15 protein-coding genes are annotated in these 18,303 nt (G+C 69.7%); 6 read left to right on the plus strand and 9 right to left on the minus strand.

The genetic code is table 11. From position 1 onward, the window contains the following. Positions 1-1,233 (plus strand): plasmid replication protein (locus tag ACWPKK_RS21565; protein ID WP_452008270.1); only part of this gene is annotated, 1,233 nt, incomplete at its 5' end. A gap of 4 nt (positions 1,234-1,237) precedes the next feature. Here the strand turns inward: ACWPKK_RS21565 and ACWPKK_RS21570 are convergent. The 4 genes from ACWPKK_RS21570 to ACWPKK_RS21585 form a co-directional block, all read right to left on the minus strand. Then, on the minus strand, positions 1,238-1,873 hold the full coding sequence (locus tag ACWPKK_RS21570) for a phosphatase PAP2 family protein (RefSeq protein WP_452008273.1): 636 nt from the start codon (positions 1,871-1,873) through the stop codon (positions 1,238-1,240). A 98-nt stretch (positions 1,874-1,971) separates the two neighbouring features. Further along, positions 1,972-2,787 (minus strand): N-formylglutamate deformylase, encoded by an 816-nt coding sequence (hutG, locus tag ACWPKK_RS21575; protein WP_452008275.1) that lies wholly within the window; start codon positions 2,785-2,787, stop codon positions 1,972-1,974. Beyond that, entirely contained in the window at positions 2,784-4,322 is a 1,539-nt protein-coding gene (hutH, locus tag ACWPKK_RS21580) for a histidine ammonia-lyase (RefSeq protein ID WP_452008278.1), read from the minus strand. Before hutH ends, hutG begins: the two co-directional genes overlap by 4 nt. Next, positions 4,319-5,683 (minus strand): formimidoylglutamate deiminase, encoded by a 1,365-nt coding sequence (locus ACWPKK_RS21585; RefSeq protein ID WP_452008280.1) that lies wholly within the window; start codon positions 5,681-5,683, stop codon positions 4,319-4,321. The genes hutH and ACWPKK_RS21585 overlap by 4 nt, the downstream gene beginning before the upstream one ends. A gap of 96 nt (positions 5,684-5,779) precedes the next feature. Here ACWPKK_RS21585 and hutI point away from each other — a divergent pair, with 96 nt between their 5' ends. The 3 genes from hutI (at position 5,780) to hutU (ending at position 9,678) form a co-directional block, all read left to right on the plus strand. Next, a complete protein-coding gene (gene hutI, locus ACWPKK_RS21590) occupies positions 5,780-7,033 on the plus strand; it encodes an imidazolonepropionase (RefSeq protein WP_452008283.1) in 1,254 nt (417 codons plus the stop codon). Then, on the plus strand, positions 7,030-7,758 hold the full coding sequence (gene hutC, locus ACWPKK_RS21595) for a histidine utilization repressor (protein ID WP_452008285.1): 729 nt from the start codon (positions 7,030-7,032) through the stop codon (positions 7,756-7,758). The genes hutI and hutC overlap by 4 nt, the downstream gene beginning before the upstream one ends. Positions 7,759-7,995: 237 nt before the next feature. Beyond that, positions 7,996-9,678 carry a urocanate hydratase gene (gene hutU, locus ACWPKK_RS21600; protein ID WP_452008288.1) on the plus strand — a complete coding sequence of 561 codons (1,683 nt, stop codon included), beginning with the start codon at positions 7,996-7,998 and terminating at the stop codon, positions 9,676-9,678. A 143-nt stretch (positions 9,679-9,821) separates the two neighbouring features. Here the strand turns inward: hutU and ACWPKK_RS21605 are convergent, their stop codons facing one another. The 4 genes from ACWPKK_RS21605 to ACWPKK_RS21620 are packed head-to-tail and all read right to left on the minus strand — an operon-like array spanning position 9,822 to position 13,262. After that, positions 9,822-10,265, minus strand: a complete 444-nt coding sequence (locus ACWPKK_RS21605; protein WP_452008290.1) for a hypothetical protein — start codon at positions 10,263-10,265, stop codon at positions 9,822-9,824. 17 nt (positions 10,266-10,282) lie between these two features. Further along, positions 10,283-11,089: an aminotransferase class IV gene (locus ACWPKK_RS21610; protein ID WP_452008293.1), complete on the minus strand. Its 807-nt coding sequence runs from the start codon at positions 11,087-11,089 to the stop codon at positions 10,283-10,285. After that, complete coding sequence (gene pabB / locus ACWPKK_RS21615) at positions 11,086-12,453, minus strand: aminodeoxychorismate synthase component I (protein ID WP_452008295.1); 1,368 nt, start codon at positions 12,451-12,453, stop codon at positions 11,086-11,088. Before pabB ends, ACWPKK_RS21610 begins: the two co-directional genes overlap by 4 nt. Before the next feature lie 23 nt (positions 12,454-12,476). Beyond that, on the minus strand, positions 12,477-13,262 hold the full coding sequence (locus tag ACWPKK_RS21620; RefSeq protein ID WP_452008297.1) for an SDR family oxidoreductase: 786 nt from the start codon (positions 13,260-13,262) through the stop codon (positions 12,477-12,479). A 430-nt stretch (positions 13,263-13,692) separates the two neighbouring features. On the opposite strand from ACWPKK_RS21620, the gene ACWPKK_RS21625 reads away from it, so the two are divergent. Then, the gene (locus tag ACWPKK_RS21625) at positions 13,693-14,364 is read left to right on the plus strand and encodes a hypothetical protein (protein WP_310117805.1); all 672 of its coding nucleotides are present in this window, start codon (positions 13,693-13,695) and stop codon (positions 14,362-14,364) included. A 97-nt stretch (positions 14,365-14,461) separates the two neighbouring features. On the opposite strand, the gene clpB is transcribed toward ACWPKK_RS21625, so the two are convergent. Next, positions 14,462-17,146, minus strand: coding sequence for an ATP-dependent chaperone ClpB (clpB, locus tag ACWPKK_RS21630; protein ID WP_452008299.1), 2,685 nt, complete (start codon positions 17,144-17,146; stop codon positions 14,462-14,464). A 241-nt stretch (positions 17,147-17,387) separates the two neighbouring features. On the opposite strand from clpB, the gene ACWPKK_RS21635 reads away from it, so the two are divergent. After that, positions 17,388-18,302: a LysR family transcriptional regulator gene (locus ACWPKK_RS21635; protein ID WP_452008301.1), complete on the plus strand. Its 915-nt coding sequence runs from the start codon at positions 17,388-17,390 to the stop codon at positions 18,300-18,302. Position 18,303: the final 1 nt, after the last annotated feature.

The following is an 18,303-nucleotide window of genomic DNA, read 5'->3' on the forward strand; positions in this document are numbered from 1 at the left end:
ATGACCAAGATGGCCCCGACCAGCGCCGCGCAACTCATCCTGTTCGAGCTGGAAGACCGTTCGCAATCGCACCTGATCGCACTTTACGATCTGGCGCCGCGGTTCGTGTTCGTCTCCCGCGACAACGACAAGGAGAAGGTGGCGAAGGACAAGGGCGAACTGGTCACCAAGGACAGTTTCATCAAGTCGGTGCGGCGCGAGTTCGCGTTTCGCGGCCGCAACTACCGCCTGACCGTCCAGCCCGCCCGTATCGACCGGCTGAGCACCGCGAAGAAGGATGACCGCGCCCCCGGCAGCGGCCCGGATCTGGTGGAAGTCGAGATCTTCCCGTCGGAGCGCGAACAGGTGGTGGAGCAGGTGGTGCGCCGCCTCGCCATGGACCGCTCCCGCCTGTCGCTGACCGGCGAGAACCGCGACAAGGTGCAGATGCGCTTCAGCCTGTACGAAATCCAGCGGGAACTGCGGGCGGTCAACCACACCCTGTCGATCCAGGACATCCGCGAATCCCTGACAATCCTGGCGCGGTCGCGCATCATCATCTCCACGGGCGGCAGCGCGGAACCGGGAAAGAAGAGCCGCGGACAGAACCTGCTGGAATCCACCGCCTTCCCGGTGCTGGCCATCCGCTCCCGCCCCGATCTGGTCGATGAGGATGGCGGGGTCGAGGAGACCTATCTGGAATTCAACCCGCTGGTCTCCGCCGCCATCCGCGACCTGGAGTTCAAGCCGGTCTCCTACGCCTGGCTGATGAAGCTGAAGTCGCCGGTGTCGCGCTGGCTCTACAACCGCCTGTCCATCGAGTACGACACCGCCGACGACGATGCGAAGCCGGTGTCGATCAGCGCCGACGAGATCATCAAGAACAGCGGCATGAACGAGTGGTCGCGCCGCCGCGATACGCTGCGTGTGGTGACGTCCGCGGTCGACGCGCTGGTGGACGAGGGGATCCTGGACGTCGCCGACAAGGAATACACCAAGGTCGGCAAGCGCATCGACGCCATCGACTATGTGCTGACGCCGTCGCAGAAGTTCCTTGATCAGGTCCGCCGCGGCCGCCGGGTGCAGACCACCAACATCGACCTGCTGAAGCAGATCGTCGGCAACGCCATGCGTCCGGACGGCTTCGTGCCGCTGAAGGCGGGCGAGGCGTCGGAGGTGCGCAACAAGCGCGCCAAGCGGCTGGCCGACCCGTCCAAGACCGAACAGACCTCCCTGCCGCTGCCGAAGAAATAGCGGATCAGCGCGGCAGGAGTCGCCGCGCCAGCAGCGTGATGGCGGTGCCCAGCAGGGCGCCGGCCAGCACATCCGACGCCCAGTGGCGGTGCCTGACCACCCGCCCTCCGGCAAGAGCCGCCGCGGTTCCATAGATCACCAGACTCTGGGCCGGCGACCGGCTGACGGCGGCAAGGGCGGTCGCTGCGGCGAAGGCGCTTGCCGCATGGCCCGAGGGCAGCGAGCGTGCGCTGATCCGCTTGTTCGGCCGCTGTCGTGGGGCGCATTCGTCGGGACGGCGGCGTTTGACGTAGCGTTTGATCGACCGGCTGGCGCTGGCGGTCGCCACCAGCCCGGCAACACCGACGCTTCCGGCGCGGCGCAGGTCGGCCTGTCCGGTCAGCAGCCCGACGATGCCGGCAATGGCGAAGCCGGGAATCAGCACATGGCGTTTTATGGCGTAATGGCCCGCGGTTGCCAGGGCCCGGCTGACCGGGCCGGGATCGCAGGTGACGATGTCGTGGACCTGGGCATCCAGCGTATCGACAGCGGTCAGGGCCGGTTGCAGGACGGCCGGCGCGGGACGCCCGCCATAGCCGATGCCGCCGCCCGGATTCTCGATGCCCCGCTGTTCGTCGTTCTGTTCGATGATGTCGCTCAACGCCGGTCCCCTGCCTCATACGCCCCAGCATGGGCGCCGCAGGGGAACGCCGGGCGTACGGGGGCGGTTCCGCGCCCCCGTTCAGCCCCCGTGGCGGGTCAGCCCTGCGTCGGCCGCCATCCGGTGAAGGCGTCGAGCAGGGACTTCAGCACCCGCTGCAGCTTTTCTGCCCTGTCGGGACGGTAGGCGAAGGGCGGCGCTTCCTCGTCCATATAGCGGTCCTGCGCCAGTTCCATCTGGATGGCGTGGACCCCGTCGGCCGGCTGGCCGTAGGCGCGGGTGATGTGGCCGCCGACGAAGCGCCCGTTGGTGACGCAGGTCATCCCTTCCGCCGCCGCGGCACTCTCCATCGCCGCCACCACGCGAGCGGCCAGCTGCGGATCGGCGCTGGTGCCGCGTGCGGTGCCCAGGTTCAGGTCGGGCAGGCGCCCGTCGAACAGGCGCGGCACATGGCTGCGGATCGAATGGGCGTCATAGAGCAGGGCGAAGCCGTGGCGCGCCTTCACCCGCGCCAGTTCCGCAGCAAGCGCATCGTGGTAGGGGCGCCAATAAGTCTCCACCCGCTGCGCCACCTCCGCCGCCTCGGGCGCCCGTCCGTCGCGGTAGAGCGGCGTGCCGTCGAACAGGGTGTCCGGACACAGGCCGGTGGTCGCCTGTCCGGGATAGAGGCTCTCGCCGGTCGAAGACCGGTTGAGATCGACGACATAGCGGGAATAGCGGGCGCTGAGCATCGTCGCGCCCAGGCTGGTCGCGAAGCCGTACAAGCGCGGGATGTGCCAGTCGGTGTCGCGCAGGGTCAGCGCCTCGTCCGTCAGGCGGTCGGCCAGACCGGGGGAGAGGTCGGTGCCGCAATGGGGCATGCTGATGACCAGCGGCCCGTCGCCCTGTACGAGATCGAAGATGGTGTCGGTCATTGTGCGGTCTCCAGGGATACCGGCATCAGATGGTCCAGGGCACCGTTGCGCACCAGGGCGCCGATGGCGGCCAGATCCGGGGCGAAGTAGCGGTCCACCTCATAGCGCGGCACCTCGGCACGGATGGTGGCGATGGCCTGCTCCAGCCGGTCTGTGGTCTTCAGCGGGCGATGGAAATCCAGCCCCTGAATCGCGGCCAAAAGCTCTATGCCGACGATGTCGGCGACATTGCCGGCGATGTCGCCGAGGCGCCGCGCCGCGAAGGTCGCCATGCTGACATGGTCCTCCTGGTTGGCGGAGGTCGGCAGGCTGTCGACGCTGGCAGGGTGGGCGAGCGACTTGTTCTCCGATGCCAGGGCGGCGGCGGTGACATGGGCGATCATGAAGCCGGAATTCAGCCCCGGCTCGGCGACGAGGAAGGGCGGCAGGCCGCTGATGGTGGTGTCGATCAGCATGGCGATGCGGCGCTCGGCCAGCGCGCCGATCTCCGACGCGGCGATGGCGAGCTGGTCGGCGGCCATCGCCACCGGCTCCGCATGGAAGTTGCCGCCGGACAGCACCTCGTCGGTGTCGACCAGGACCAGCGGGTTGTCGGTGACGCCGTTCGCCTCGATCACCAGCGTGCGCGCCGCCTGCCGCATCTGGTCGAGCACCGCGCCCATCACCTGCGGCTGGCAGCGCAGGCTATAGGGGTCCTGCACCCGGTGGCAGTCGGGTCCCTGGTGGCTGGCGTTCAGCTCGCTGCCGGCCAGCACGTCGCGGAAGGCGGCGGCGACGGCGATCTGGCCGGGCTGGCCGCGCAGCGCGCTGATGCGGGCGTCGAAGGGGCGATGGCTGCCCATGACCGCCTCGACCGACAGGGAGCCGGCGACCAGCGCCGCCTTGAAGGTGCGCTCGATCTCGAACAGGCCGGCGAGCGCCAGTCCGGTCGATACCTGGGTGCCGTTGATGAGGGCCAAGCCTTCCTTGGCCTTCAGGTCGAAGACCGGCAGGCCGGCGATGCGCAGCCCCTCTTCCGCCGGCAGCGTCTCGCCCTTCACACGGACATGGCCGATGCCGAGCAGCACGCCGCACAGGTGCGCCAGCGGCGCCAGATCGCCCGACGCGCCGACGGAGCCCTTGCCCGGCACCATCGGCAGGACATCGGCCTCGTAGAGCTTCAGCAGCGCATCGACCAGTGCCGGACGGACGCCCGAGGCGCCGACGGCGAGGCTGACCGCCTTGATGACCAGGATCAGCCGAACGACGCCATCGGCCAGCAGGGCGCCGACGCCGGTGGCGTGCGACAGGATCAGGTTGCGCTGGAGCGTTTCCAGGTCCGACGCTGCGATGTGGGTGTGGGCCAGCTTGCCGAAACCGGTGTTGACGCCATAGACCGCCTCGTCGCCGCCGGCGATCCGGTCGATCAGCGCGCGCGAACGCTCCATCCGCGGATAGGCCGCCGGGTCGAGCGTCAGGGCCGGACGGCCGCGGTAGATGCTGCGCAGCGTGTCGAGCGACAGCGCGCCCGGAACCAGGGTGATGGTCTCGCTCATCCCAGAAGTCTCCCAAGTGTCTTTTTGAAACGGTCGGCGATCTCGTCCTCGCGCGGGTGGCGGCGGTCGCGGACGATTGCGCGTCCGGCGATCACCACGTCGCGCACAAGGGGGGCGTTGCCGGCGAAGATCCAGCCGTCGAGCAGCGCATCGCCCGTGCGTGCCGCCAGCAGCGGGTGGTCGGTGTCGAGGACGACGAGGTCGGCGCGGAGACCGGCGGCGATGCGTCCGGCTTCGAACCCAGTGGCCTGCGCGCCGCCGGCCTGGGCGTCCTCTACCAGCCGCCGGGCGGTGGAGCGGCGGGGACCGCCGGCCAGCACGGTGCGGCGTTCGCTGGTCAGCCGCGTGCCGTATTCCAACCAGCGCAGTTCCTCCACCGGGCTGACGGAGATGTGGCTGTCCGACCCGATGCCCCAGCGCCCGCCCTGGCCCATATAGGACTCCGCGGCGAAGAAGCCGTCGCCCAGATTGGCTTCGGTGGTCGGGCAGAGGCCGGCGACGGCACCGCTGGCGGCGACGCCCGTCACCTCCGCGTCGGTCATGTGGGTGGCGTGGATCAGGCACCAGCGGTTGTCGACCGGCTGGGTCTCCAGCAGATGCTCCACCGGGCGACGGCTGCGGAAGGCGAGGCAGTCCTCGACCTCCCGGCGCTGCTCGGCGATGTGGATGTGGATCGGGCCTTTCGGGTGGGCGGCGACCGTTTCGGTCAGCAGTTCGTCGGGGACGGCGCGCAGGGAATGGGGGGCGATGCCGAGGCGAACGTCGTCAGCATCGCCATAGGCGTTGCGCAAAGCCGCGGTCAGCCGTTCGAACCCTGCCCCGTCATGGATGAAGCGGCGCTGTCCCGCGGCCGGCGGCGTGCCGCCGAAGCCGGACGCATTGTAGAGCACCGGCAGCAGCGTGATTGGCAGCCCGGCGGTCCGTGCGGCGGCGACGGCGCGGTGGCTCATCTCCGCCGGGTCGGCATAGGCGCGCCCGTCGCGGTCATGGTGCAGGTAATGGAATTCGGCGACGGCGGTGAAGCCGGCCTTCAGCGTCTCCACATAGAGCTGGGCGGCGACCGCCTCGAAATCCTCCGGCTCCATGCGGTCGAGCGCGCGGTACATCACCTCGCGCCAGCTCCAGAAGCTGTCGGAGCCGTCGCCGGAGGATTCGCCCATGCCGGCGATGGCGCGCTGGTGGGCGTGGGAATGCAGGTTGGCGATGCCGGCGACGGCGGCCCCGGCAAAGCGCTCCGCATCGGCTGGGCAGGCGGCATTGGGCGTCGCCGAGACGATTCGCCCGCGCTGGTCCGTCGTGACCAGCACATCCTCCGCCCATCCGTCCGGCAGCAGGGCCGAGGCAAAAAACAGGTTGCTCATGGGGGCGCCCTCGCTATTATAGACAACACTATACAAGTATAGGCAACCTGCTGCCAAGGGGGTTGCTGCACGAACTTGTAGGAAGGAGCCGAACCGATGCCGACCAGTGCGCCGTGGGATTCCCTGTGGATCGACCTGTCCGTTGCCACCATGAGCGACGCCGACGGCTACGGCGCCATCGCCGATGCGGCGGTGGGCATCAAGGATGGGCGCATCGCCTATGTCGGTCCGCGCGCCAATCTCACCGACGTGCCCGACGCGTTGGCGACCCAGGTCCATTCGGGGCAGGGCGGCTGGATGACCCCCGGCCTGATCGACTGCCACACCCACCTCGTCCATGGCGGCAACCGCGCCCGCGAGTTCGAGATGAGGCTGAACGGCGCCACCTATGAGGAGATCGCGCGGGCCGGCGGCGGCATCCTGTCCACCGTCACCGCCACCCGCGCCGCCAGCGAGGACGAGCTTCTCGCCGCCACCCTGCCGCGGCTGGACAGCCTGCTGGCCGAAGGGGTGACGACGGTGGAGGTGAAGTCCGGCTACGGCCTCGACACCGAGACCGAAACGCGGATGCTCTGCGTCGCCCGCCGGCTGGCCCAGGTCCGTCCGGTGGAGGTCCGCACCACCTATCTCGGCGCCCACGCCCTGCCGCCGGAGTTCAAGACCGACCCCGACGGCTACATCGACCGCATCTGCACCGAGACGCTGCCGGCCATCGCCGAAGCGGGCCTCGCCGATGCGGTGGACGCCTTCTGCGAGGGGATCGGCTTTTCGGTCGACCAGACCCGGCGGGTGTTCGAGACGGCGAAGCGGCTCGGCCTGCCGGTGAAGCTGCATGCCGAACAGTTGAGCAATCTCGGTGGCGCCCGGCTGGTGGCGGAATTCGGCGGGCTATCGGCCGACCATATCGAACATCTGGACGAGGACGGCGTCGTCGCCATGGCGCAGGCCGGCACGGTGGCGGTCCTGCTGCCCGGCGCCTTCTATGCGTTGCGCGAGACCAAGCTGCCGCCGATCGACCTGCTGCGCCGCCATGGCGTGCCGATGGCGCTTTCCACCGACAACAACCCCGGCACCTCGCCGGTCACCTCGCTGCTGCTGATGCTGTCGATGGGCTGCACCTTCTTCCGCCTCACCCCGGCGGAGGCGCTGGCCGGCGTCACCCGCCATGCGGCGAAGGCGCTGGGCCTGACCGACCGCGGCGTGATCGCTCGGGCCAAGCGCGCCGATCTGGCGGTCTGGCGCATCGAGCATCCGGCGGAACTGGCCTACGCCATCGGCCTCAACCCCTGCATGGCGGTGGTCAATGGCGGCGTGGTCCGCAAGCCGCGCATCGAAGCGGAGGCCGCATGAGCGACGTCATCTCCACTGCCCAGCCGCGCTATGCCCAGATCAAGGAGGCCATCCGCCGCCGCATCAGCTCCGGCGACTGGCCCGAAGGCTTCCAGATTCCGTCGGAGCACAAGCTGCTTGAGGAATTCTCGGTCAGCCGCATGACGGTGCATCGCGCCTTGCGCGACCTGACCGACGAAGGGTTGCTGACCCGCGTGCAGGGGCTGGGCACCTTCGTTGCCGAACGGCCGCCCAGCACCGACGTGGTGGAACTGCGCAGCATCGCCGACGAGATCGCCGAGCGTGGCAACGTCCATTGCTGCCGGGTGGAGCAATTGCTCGCGGTTGCTGCCGATGCCGGGCTGGCCCGCCGCTTCAACCTGCCGGTCGGCGCGAAGCTGTTCCACTCCGTCGTCGTCCACAGCGAAAGCGACGTGCCGGTGCAACTGGAGGAACGCTGGGTCAATCCGGCGGTGGCGCCCGATTATCTGGACCAGGACTTCACCCGCCAGACGCCGGGCGAGTACCTGATCCGGCTGGAATCCTCGCCGCAGGTGGAGCACGTCATCGAAGCGGTGTCGCCGACGCCGGAGATCGCCCGCCTGCTGGACATCCCCGTCACCGAGCCCTGTTTGCGCGTCACACGCCGCACCTGGGTGCAGGGGCGGGTGGTGACGGTGGCGATGCTGGTGCATCCCGGCAGCAGGTATCGGCTGGGCGCGCGGTTTCAGTTGCCGCCGCCTTAGCAACGTTAGACCCCCACCTAACCTCCCCCGCTCTCAGCGGACCTACGGTCCGCCTGCCGCGTCAGCACAAAGCGGAGCTTTGTGCGAGAGCTGGGCGGGGGAGGGACTGCCGCCACCCTCCCGCACAAGCGCCTATCTCCCTCCCCCGCCCAGCGGGGGAGGGGCGGGGTGGGGGCAAGAGTCCGCACTAGAAGAGCTTTCAGACACACTCACCCTCCCACCAGGAGCCACCCACCCATGTCATCCCGCCTCGACAACCAGCGCGTCATCCGTGCCCCGCACGGCCCCGAACTGAGCTGCAAGAGCTGGCTCGCCGAGGCGCCGATGCGCATGCTGATGAACAACCTCGACCCCGACGTCGCCGAACGGCCGCAGGAGCTGGTCGTCTATGGCGGCATCGGCCGTGCCGCCCGCGACTGGGAAAGCTTCGACCGCATCGTCTCGGCGCTGAAGACGCTGAACGACGACGAGACCCTGCTGGTCCAGTCCGGCAAGCCGGTCGGCGTCTTCCGCACCCATGCCGATGCGCCGCGCGTGCTGATCGCCAACTCCAACCTCGTGCCGCGCTGGGCGACCTGGGAGCATTTCAACGAACTGGACCGCAAGGGTCTGGCGATGTACGGCCAGATGACCGCCGGATCGTGGATCTACATCGGCAGCCAGGGCATCGTGCAGGGCACCTACGAGACCTTCGTCGAGGCCGGGCGCCAGCACTACAACGGCGACCTGACGGGCAAGTGGATCCTGACCGGCGGCCTCGGCGGCATGGGCGGGGCGCAGCCGCTGGCCGCGACCATGGCCGGCGCCTGCATGCTGGCGGTCGAATGCCGCCCCAGCAGCATCGAGATGCGCATCCGCACCGGCTATCTCGACCGCCACACCGCCGATCTGGACGAGGCGCTGGCCTGGATCAACGAGGCCTGCGCGAAGGGCGAGGCGATCTCGGTTGGCCTGCTCGGCAACGCCGCCGACGTCTTTCCGGAACTGGCGCGCCGCGCCGGCACCGACATCAAGGCCCGGCCGCACATCGTCACCGACCAGACCTCCGCCCATGATCCGGTGAACGGCTATCTGCCGCAGGGCTGGACGCTGGAGGAATGGGAGACCGCCCGCGAAAGCCAGCCGGCCGCGGTGGCCGCCGCCGCCCGCAAGTCGATGCGGGTGCAGGTGGAGGCGATGCTGGCCTTCCACGCCATGGGCATCCCGACCGTCGATTACGGCAACAACATCCGCCAGATGGCGAAGGAGGAGGGGCTGGAGAACGCCTTCGACTTCCCCGGCTTCGTCCCCGCCTATATTCGCCCGCTGTTCTGCCGCGGCATCGGTCCCTTCCGCTGGGCGGCGCTGTCCGGCGACCCGGAGGACATCCGCAAGACCGACGCCAAGGTGAAGGAGCTGATCCCCGACGACCCGCACCTGCACAACTGGCTCGACATGGCCGCCAAGCGCATCCGGTTCCAGGGCCTGCCGGCGCGCATCTGCTGGGTTGGCTTGGGGCAGCGCCACCGCCTGGGCCTCGCCTTCAACGAGATGGTGAAGTCGGGCGAGTTGAAGGCTCCCATCGTCATCGGCCGCGACCATCTCGACAGCGGTTCCGTCGCCAGCCCGAACCGCGAGACCGAGGCGATGAAGGACGGCTCCGACGCCGTGTCGGACTGGCCGCTGTTGAACGCGCTGCTGAACACCGCCAGCGGGGCGACCTGGGTCAGCCTGCACCATGGCGGCGGCGTCGGCATGGGCTTCTCCCAGCATTCGGGCATGGTCATCGTCTGCGACGGCAGCGACGCCGCGGCCAAGCGGCTGGAGCGCGTATTGTGGAACGACCCGGCGACCGGCGTGATGCGCCACGCCGACGCCGGCTATGACATCGCCATCGACTGCGCCAAGGAGCAGGGGCTGAACCTGCCGTTTTTGAAGTAAACGGGGAGCGGGCGCGATTCCCCCTCTCCCCGCCGGGAGAGGGTCGGGGTGAGGGGGGTGCACCGCGTGGCTATCTCAAGAATCCTTGCCGCGCGACCCCCTCACCCTAACCCTCTCCCCGGGGGGGGAGAGGGGATTCTCCCTCACCCCAGCGCCGGCAGCTGTGCCGCGAGCGCCAGATGCAGTTCGTGGCGCCCGTCGGGCAGGCCCGGACGATGGCCGAAGTCGAGCGCGATGCCGCTCACTTTCAGGCCGTTCGCCGCTGCATGGACCCGCAGCCGGGAGAAGCCCTCCGGGATGGCGGAGACCGGGCCGTCATGGATGAGCCGCAGGTAACGGCCTGCGTCGAGGTCGACACGGACCATGCCCGGCGGAATCTCCGTGGCCCTGGCCGCCAGGAAACCGACCAGCTCTCGCTGCAGCCCGTTCTCCTCCGGCAGCGACACCGCCGCGAAGGAGGTCGCACCGCTGTCGGCGGCGAACAGGCGCTCCCACGCCGCCGATACCGCCGCCGGCAGATCCTCCCGCGTCGCCTCGACCATGAAGCCGATGGCGGTCAGTTCGGGATAGCTCACCGTTTCGATCATGACAGTCCCTTGGTTGCTTAGAGGTCCGGATCGGCCAGCAGCCGGGCGAGGACCGGCCCGGCGGACCCGCTGCCGACCGGGCTGCCGTCCACCGACGGCAGCGGGCGCAGGCCGAGGCTGTTGGTCAGGATCGCCTCGTCGGCGCGGGCGAGGTCGTCGGGGGTGAGCGGCGCTTCCTCCGCGCCATGGCGCTCCAGGATCAGGGCGCGGCGAATGCCGGGAAGGGCGCCGTCGGCGACCGGCGGGGTCAGCAGCCGGCCGCCGACCGCCAGGAACAGGTTGGCGATGCTGGATTCGGCCAGTCGTCCGGCGCCGTTCAGCAACAGCGCCTCGTCGGCGCCGCGCTCCGCCGCCTCCTGCCGGGCCAGGATGGAATCCAGATAGTTCAGCGACTTCAGCCGCGACAAGGGCGAATGCTCGTTGCGGCGGGTGCTGCGGGCGATCACGGCGGCGACCGGCGCCGTCATATGGGCGGCGGGGGCGACCGTCATCATCGCGGTCGGTCGGGCATCCGGCGGCGGCAGCACTCCGCGGGCGCCGGTGCCGCGCGACAGGGTAAGGCGCAGCACGCCGTCGGCGATGCCCGTCGCGGCGATCAGCGCCGCCATCGCCTCCGACAGCGCCGCGCCGTCATAGGGCAGCGGCAGGCGCAGCAGGGCGGTGCCGGCGGCCAGCCGATCCAGATGGCGGGACAGGTGGCGCGGTGCGCCATCCTTGATGCGGATCGTCTCGAACAGCCCGTCGCCGAGCGTGAAGCCGCGGTCGGCCGGGTCGATCCGCGCTTCCGCAGCCGGCATCAGCCGCCCGTTCAGCCAGATGGTCATGCAAGTCCCTCTTCTGCCAACTCGCCGGCGGCGCGCAGCTGGGCGCGGGCCTTGACCAGCATCTCCTCATGCTCCGCCGCCGGATCGGAATCGGCGACGATGCCGCCGCCGGCCTGGGCGATCACATGGTCCTGCGTCACCGACAGGGTGCGGATGACGATGTTGCTGTCCATGGCACCGTCGAAGCCGATCCAGGCGACCGAGCCGCAATAGGCGCCTCGGCGGGCGACCTCCAGCTCGTCGATGATCTGCATGGCGCGGATCTTCGGCGCGCCGGTGATCGATCCGCCGGGGCAGGCGGCGCGCAGCAGATCGACCGGCCCCAGCCCCGGCAGCAGCCGGGAGGTGACGACCGACACCAGATGGTGGACGCTGGCGAAACTCTCCAGCCCGAACAGCACCGGGACCTTGACGCTGCCGACCTCCGACACGCGCGCCAGATCGTTGCGCAGCAGGTCGGTGATCATCAGGTTTTCCGCCCGGTCCTTGATGCTGGCCGAAAGCTCCGCGGCGGCGGCGGCATCGGCTGCCGGATCGGGATGGCGCGGGCGGGTGCCCTTGATCGGCCGCGTCTCGATCGTCCGGTCGGCGCGCAGTCGGATGAAGCGTTCCGGCGAGGCGCCGGCCAGCCGCAGACCGGGACCGCAGTTCAGGAAGGCGGCGAAGGGAGCGGGGCTGAGGCGGCGCAGACGCTCGTACACCGCATAGGCGTCGAGCGTCCCGTCCACGTCGGCCAGGAATCGCTGGGTGAAGTTCGCCTGATAGATGTCGCCGGCACGGATATACTCCAGCACCCGGCCGACGCGGTCGAGATAGTCGGGGCGCGACAGTTCTGACCGCCAGCGCACCGGGGCCGGCCCCGCCGATTGTTCCGGTGGCGGAACGGACAGCCGCGCGGCCATGCGGCGGGCGCGCTCCTCCGCCTCCGGCCGGGCGGCGACGACCCAGGCGCTCCGCGTTTCCCGGTCGAAGGCGGCGACGACATCGTAGAGGCCGAAGGCCATGTCCGGCTGGCCGCCCGGATTGCCATGGCGGGAGCGCAGCCCCTCCAAAGCCGTTCCGGCTTCGTAACCGATGAAGCCCACCGCCCCTCCGATGAAGGGAATCGGGCCGGCGGAGGGCAGGGGATATGCTGCCAGCGCCCGTTCCAGCGCGTCGAAGGGACTGCCGGGCACCGGCGCGCCGTCGACCAGCGTCCGTCCGCCGATGGACTCGACGGTCCGGAACGGTTCGGCAACGATATAGGAAAAGCGCCCGTTCTGCGGATGGGGCGCCGCGCTGTCGAGCAGCATGGCCCAGGGCTCGGCGGCCCAGGGGCGGAACAGGGCGGCGGGGTCGCCGCAGGAGATCGGGATGGTCAGCATGGCGGTGGCAGTTGGCCGGCGGCTCACATCAAGATGGTGGCGCCGCCGTCCACGACCAAGACATGGCCGTTGACATAGGACGCCGCGGCCGAGGCCAGGAACACCGCCGCCCCGGCGATCTCCTCCGGCCGGCCCCAGCGGCGCAAAGGCGTGCGGTTGGCGAAATAGGCCCCGTGTTCGGGATCGGCGGCGATGGCCGCATTCGTTTCGGTTGCGAAAAAGCCCGGCGCGATGGCGTTGCTGGTCAGGCCATGCGGGCCATATTCGGCGGCCAATGCCCGCACCATGCCGTTCATCCCCGCCTTTGCCGAGGCATAGACGCTGTCGTTGGCCCGCGAGATCTGCCCGGCGACCGAAGTGATGGCGATCAGGCGGCCTCGGCCCCGCGGCAGCATCAGCCGCGCCGCCTCCCGTGCCAGGATGAGGCTGGAGGCCAGATCGACGTCGAGAAGAGCGACGATCTCGTCATCGGTCAACTCGGCCAGCGGCTTGCGGTTGCGCTGCCCGACATTCTGGACCAGCACGTCGAGCCGCCCATGGTCCCGGTCGATCCGTGCGAAGGCATCGCGCACCGCCGCCCGGTCCGACACGTCGAAGGCCAGCGGGGACGCGGTCCCGCCGGCCGCTTCGATTTCGGCCACCCGCGCCTCCAGCGTCGCGGCGTCGCGGCCGTTCAGCAGCACATGCGCACCCGATCCGGCCAGCGCCCGTGCGATCTCCAGCCCCAGGCCGCGGCCCGACCCAGTGACGAGCGCCACCTGTCCGGCGAGCGAGAAGGTCGACAGATAGGGTGGGATCGTCGCGGCCATGTCTGCCCCCAGGCTGTTGCGGCGCCGCCCATGCTTGGGGCAGCGTCGGACATTTAGCAGACCCGCAGGCCCGATGGCACCCCGCATGCTGCCGGGGCGCGAATCGGGGCGCATGGTCACGCCGGCCTGCCGTCTCGCAGGATCCATCCGGCAGCCGGGGCAGTGAGGAACCGCTTTGTCACGGTTGATCGTCCGGCCCAAATGCCATTAAAGGCTGAAGAAACTTCACGAAAAATGCGCCTGCGGGAGATCAGGTAATCAAGGTCGATAATAGTTGGGGCTTCCGTCCCCGCTGTCCGATGAAAAGCTGATTGTTCAGGTGGTGGTACTTCTTTCGCCGACCTCCCGTTATTTCGTATAGTGGGTTTGCGGAACTGGGCCGCAAGCGACCGCGGATGTCGGCGCACGGTTCGTCACAGGGAGACAGGGCATGACACGAGCGCGTTCCAACGCGGTGATCGGGGCCGTGAAGGCCGGCGACATCATGATCAAGCATCGGCACGGCCTGGGCGCCACCGGCATCGCCATCAAGATCGGCCAGCTGTTCAGCCGGGGAAAGTCGGACTTCATCCATGCCGGCATCGCGAGTTCGCCGACGACCATCATCGAGATGGACGGTGACGGGCTGCAGGAAAACAACCTGCTGACCAAGAACGCCAACTACAGCTACGACGTCTTCCGCTGCACCACCCCCGGCATCGGCGAAGGGGCGGCGCAGACCGCGATCATGATGCGGCAGGGCATCGTCGGCGGCGGCTTCGCCCAAGGCGGCACCCAGATGCCCTATACCATCGGCGGCGCCGTCAAGTCGCTTGGCCGCGGGGGTGCGGTGCAGTCCACCGACCGCATCAACACCCTGCTCGACCAGTTGATGGCGGGCGGGCGGGAAGCGTTCTTCTGCTCCGGCCATGTCGTCTATTGCTATCTGGTGGCGATGGAGCAGTCGAACATCGCCGTCCAGGGCAGCTTTCCGCTGCAGAACATGCAGGCGGTCTTCGGTATGGAGGCGCGCTACTACAACCCGTCCTTCCTCCACCATCATCTCAGCAACAACCAGCATTTCAGGCGGGTGGGCAAGGTGAAGGGCGCCGTTCTGGTCTGACCCGTCCGGCCATCACCCGGCCATGAAAAAGCCCCGGATGCATCGCGTCCGGGGCCTTTTCCGTTACCGCCGATCTTTCCTTATTGCCGGGGGCCGGTCAGTGGACCGACGCCTCCCGCGCCGTGGCGGCGCTCGCCACCGGCGGCAGGGCGAAGCCGAGCGGCGGACGCTCCGGCGCCTTGAAGCCGTGCGCGCGGTCCTCCTCGACCACCACGCCGTCCAGCGCCAGCCGGCCATCGGCCACCGACAGCGTCATGATCGTCTTGCCCTCCACCTCCTCGTCGAGCAGGCGCTCGGCGATCGGGTCCTCGACGAGGCCCTGGATGGCCCGCTTCAGCGGACGGGCGCCGAAGGCCGGATCCCAGCCCAGATCGCCCAGCCGCCGCTTGGCCGCCGCGTCCGCCTCCAGGGTGACGCCGCGCTCGGCCAGCCGCTCGTTGACGCGGGCCAACTGGATGTCGACGATGCGCGACATCTGGTCCCGGCCCAGCCGGCGGAAGATCAGGACATCGTCCAGCCGGTTGAGGAACTCCGGCCGGAAGGCCTTGCGGACCGCGTCCATCACCTCCACCGTCGCGCCGGCCATATCCTCGTCGTCGCCCAAGGCGCTCAGCGCCTCGGCCCCAAGGTTGGAGGTCATGATGAGGATGGCGTGGCGGAAGTCGGCGGTGCGGCCCTGCCCATCGGTCAGCCGCCCGTCATCGAGCGCCTGCAGCAGGACGTTCAGCACGTCGGGATGCGCCTTCTCCACCTCGTCCAGCAACACGACCTGATAGGGCCGGCGCCGGATGCGCTCCGCCAGCGAGCCGCCGTCGTCATAGCCGACATAGCCCGGCGGCGAGCCGATCATGCGGCTGACCGCGTGCTTCTCCATGTACTCCGACATGTCGAGGCGGGTGATCGCCGTCTCGTCGTCGAACAGGAAGGCGGCCAGCGCCTTGGCAAGCTCTGTCTTGCCGACGCCGGTCGGACCCAGGAACAGGAAGGAGCCGGTCGGGCGGCTGGGGTCCTTCAGGCCGGCACGGGCGCGCCGCACCGCCTTGGACACCGCGCGCACCGCCTCCTTCTGGCCGACCACGCGCTCCGCCAGCTTGTCCTCCATGCCCTTCAGCCGCTGGCGTTCGCCCTCCAGCATCCGTTCGACCGGGATGCCGGTCCAGCGGGTGACGACGGCGCCGATGTCCTTGGCCGTCACCTCGTCACGCTCCGTGCTGGCGCGCGATTCGGCCTCGGCCAGACGCTTCTCCAGGTCAGGCACCACGCCATAGGCCAGCTCGCCGGCCTTGGCCCAGTCGCCGTCGCGCTGGGCGCGTTCCAGTCTGGTGCGGGCCTGGTCCAGCTCCTCCTTCAGGCGGCGGCCTTCGGTGCGGCGGGACTGCGAGGCGCGCCATTCCTCTTCCATAGAGGTCTGGCGGGCCTCCGCCTCGACCAACTCGCCTTCCAGCACATGCAGGCGTTCCTGCGAGGCGGCGTCCGGCTCGGCCTTCAGCGCCTCGCGCTCGATCTTCAGCTGGGCGACGCGGCGGTCGACGGCGTCGAGCGCCTCCGGCTTGCTGTCGATCGCCATGCGCAGGCGGCTCGCCGCCTCGTCGACGAGATCGATGGCCTTGTCGGGCAGGCGGCGGTCACCGATGTAGCGCGCCGACAGATTCACCGCCGCGACCACCGCCGCGTCGGCGATGCGTACGCCGTGGTGCACCTCGTACTTGCCCTTGATGCCGCGCAGGATCGACACGGCGTCGTCTGCCGACGGCTCGTCCACCGTCACCGGCTGGAAGCGGCGGGCCAGCGCCGCGTCCTTCTCGATGTACTTGCGGTACTCGTCCGGCGTGGTGGCGCCGACGCAGCGCAGCTCGCCACGCGCCAGCGCGGGCTTCAGCATGTTGGCGGCATCCATCGCCCCGTCGGTGCGGCCGGCACCGATCAGGGTGTGCAGCTCGTCGATGAACAGGATGATGCGGCCGTTGGCCTCCTGCACCTCGCTCAGGACGGACTTCAGCCGCTCCTCGAACTCGCCGCGGAACTTGGCGCCGGCCAGCAGCGCGGTCAGGTCCAGCGACAGCACGCGCCGGTCCTTCAACCCTTCCGGCACGTCGCCGGAGGCCAGACGCTGGGCCAGACCTTCGACCACGGCGGTCTTGCCGACGCCGGGCTCGCCGATCAGGACGGGGTTGTTCTTGGTGCGGCGGGCCAGGACCTGGATGGTGCGGCGGATCTCGTCGTCACGGCCGATGACCGGGTCGAGCCGGCCCTGCCGCGCCTCCTCGGTCAGGTCGCGGGTGTAGCGGGCCAGCGCCTCGCCGGCCGTCGTCTCGGTCTCGGCATCGGCGGGATGGTCCTTGCGCTGCGCATCGGCGGCGGCGGCCAGCGCGTCGGCATCGACGCCGGCGCGGCGGAACAGCGCGCGCAGCGGGCCGCTCTGGCGGGCGAGGCTCTCCAGCAGGCGTTCGGCGGTGACGAAGCGGTCGCCGCCGTTGCGCGCGGAGGCGACGGCGCCCTGCAGCACGGCGGCCAGCGCCGGCGACATGTAGAGCGGCTGCGGGCCTTCGTTGGCGCCCGGCTGGACGGGGGCGCGGGCGAGCTGTTCCTCGGTCGCGGACTTCAGCAGGTCGGGATCGCCGCCGGTGTCGCGTACCAGACGCGCCGCGACGCCGCCGCCCTCGTCGATCAGGGCCTTCAGCAGATGTTCCGGGAGAAGCTGTTGATGCCGCTCGGCAAGGGCGGCGATCTGCGCAGCCTGAATGACGCCACGCGCACGATCGGTGAATTGACCGAAGTCCATCCGGCACTCCGTTTCCAAGGTCTCCCGCCCAGCCATCCGGCGCGGGACGGCGCCCCCGAGGGTCCGCAAAATGCGCGACCGCCCGACGCCTGAAGGGTAAATGGTTAACGGATTTGCGGCGATCAAGAGGGGGGCTCCACGGTGGAAAACGAGGAGCCGTCGCTAACAATGCCATATTGACACGCGATCTCTGCCGCCGCTCTCATAGCATTGCGTTATCGACGGCAAGGGTTCCGGCGGGATGGATGTGCGGCAGCTTCGCTATTTCCTGGGCATCGTGGAGCATGGCTCGATCTCCCGCGCGGCGGAGGCGCTGCGGGTGGCGCAGCCGGCGCTCAGCTTGCATCTGAAGCGGATGGAGGAGGATTTCGGCTGCCAGCTGGTCCTGCGCACGGCGCGTGGCGTGGTGCCGACCGAAAGCGGGCGGCGGCTGGCGCAGCGGGCGGCGGCGCTGATCGAGTCCATGGACGGGCTGCGCGACGAGGTGCGCGCGGTGGAGGCCGTCCCCGCCGGCCCGGCCACGGTCGGCATCCCCACATCCTTGGGGCCGGTGCTGACCGTCCCGCTGGCGCTGGCGGTGCGCCGCGCCCACCCGCAGATCCGGCTGCGGGTGGTGGAGGGGCTGTCCGGTCACATGCGGGAATGGGTGCTGTCGGGGCAGTTGGATCTGGCGCTGGTGTTCGGTGCCGAGGAGATGGGCGGGCTGGAGACGGAGCTGGTGGCGCGGGAAAGCCTGCATCTGGTCGGGCCGGCGGACGACCCGCTGCTGCGCGGCCGCAGGTCCATCCCCTTCGCCGAGGCGCTGGCCCTGCCGCTGATCCTGCCCGGCCGCCCGCACGGCGTGCGCGAGGAGGTGGAGCATGCGGCATTGCTGGCCCGCGCCCGCGTCACCGTCGCCATGGAGATCGACGCGCTGGAACAGATCAAGGCGCTGGTGGCCGAGGGCTGCGGCTATACGGTGCTGTCGGAGCGGGTGGCGCGCTATGGCGCGGTGGCGGACCGCCTGACCGGGCTGCCCATCGTCGATCCGCAGATCGACCGTACTATCCTGCTGGCCAATGCCGCCGGCAGGCCGATGCCGGTCGCCGCCCGTGCGGCGCATGCCATCCTGCGCGACATCCTGGCCGGGCTGACGCGGGACGGCGGCTGGCGCTGAG

This window comes from Azospirillum largimobile, from assembly GCF_977007025.2.

Bases quoted from the DNA above. Each gene is read 5' to 3' on its own strand.
- ACWPKK_RS21605 (WP_452008290.1), bottom strand. From the start codon at position 10,265: ATGATCGAAACGGTGAGCTATCCCGAACTGACCGCCATCGGCTTCATG.
- hutC (WP_452008285.1), top strand. From the start codon at position 7,030: ATGAGCGACGTCATCTCCACTGCCCAGCCGCGCTATGCCCAGATCAAG.
- pabB (WP_452008295.1), bottom strand. From the start codon at position 12,453: ATGCTGACCATCCCGATCTCCTGCGGCGACCCCGCCGCCCTGTTCCGC.
- hutI (WP_452008283.1), top strand. From the start codon at position 5,780: ATGCCGACCAGTGCGCCGTGGGATTCCCTGTGGATCGACCTGTCCGTT.
- ACWPKK_RS21620 (WP_452008297.1), bottom strand. From the start codon at position 13,262: ATGGCCGCGACGATCCCACCCTATCTGTCGACCTTCTCGCTCGCCGGA.
- clpB (WP_452008299.1), bottom strand. From the start codon at position 17,146: ATGGACTTCGGTCAATTCACCGATCGTGCGCGTGGCGTCATTCAGGCT.
- ACWPKK_RS21635 (WP_452008301.1), top strand. From the start codon at position 17,388: ATGGATGTGCGGCAGCTTCGCTATTTCCTGGGCATCGTGGAGCATGGC.
- ACWPKK_RS21585 (WP_452008280.1), bottom strand. From the start codon at position 5,683: ATGAGCAACCTGTTTTTTGCCTCGGCCCTGCTGCCGGACGGATGGGCG.
- hutG (WP_452008275.1), bottom strand. From the start codon at position 2,787: ATGACCGACACCATCTTCGATCTCGTACAGGGCGACGGGCCGCTGGTC.
- hutH (WP_452008278.1), bottom strand. From the start codon at position 4,322: ATGAGCGAGACCATCACCCTGGTTCCGGGCGCGCTGTCGCTCGACACG.
- hutU (WP_452008288.1), top strand. From the start codon at position 7,996: ATGTCATCCCGCCTCGACAACCAGCGCGTCATCCGTGCCCCGCACGGC.
- ACWPKK_RS21610 (WP_452008293.1), bottom strand. From the start codon at position 11,089: ATGACCATCTGGCTGAACGGGCGGCTGATGCCGGCTGCGGAAGCGCGG.
- ACWPKK_RS21625 (WP_310117805.1), top strand. From the start codon at position 13,693: ATGACACGAGCGCGTTCCAACGCGGTGATCGGGGCCGTGAAGGCCGGC.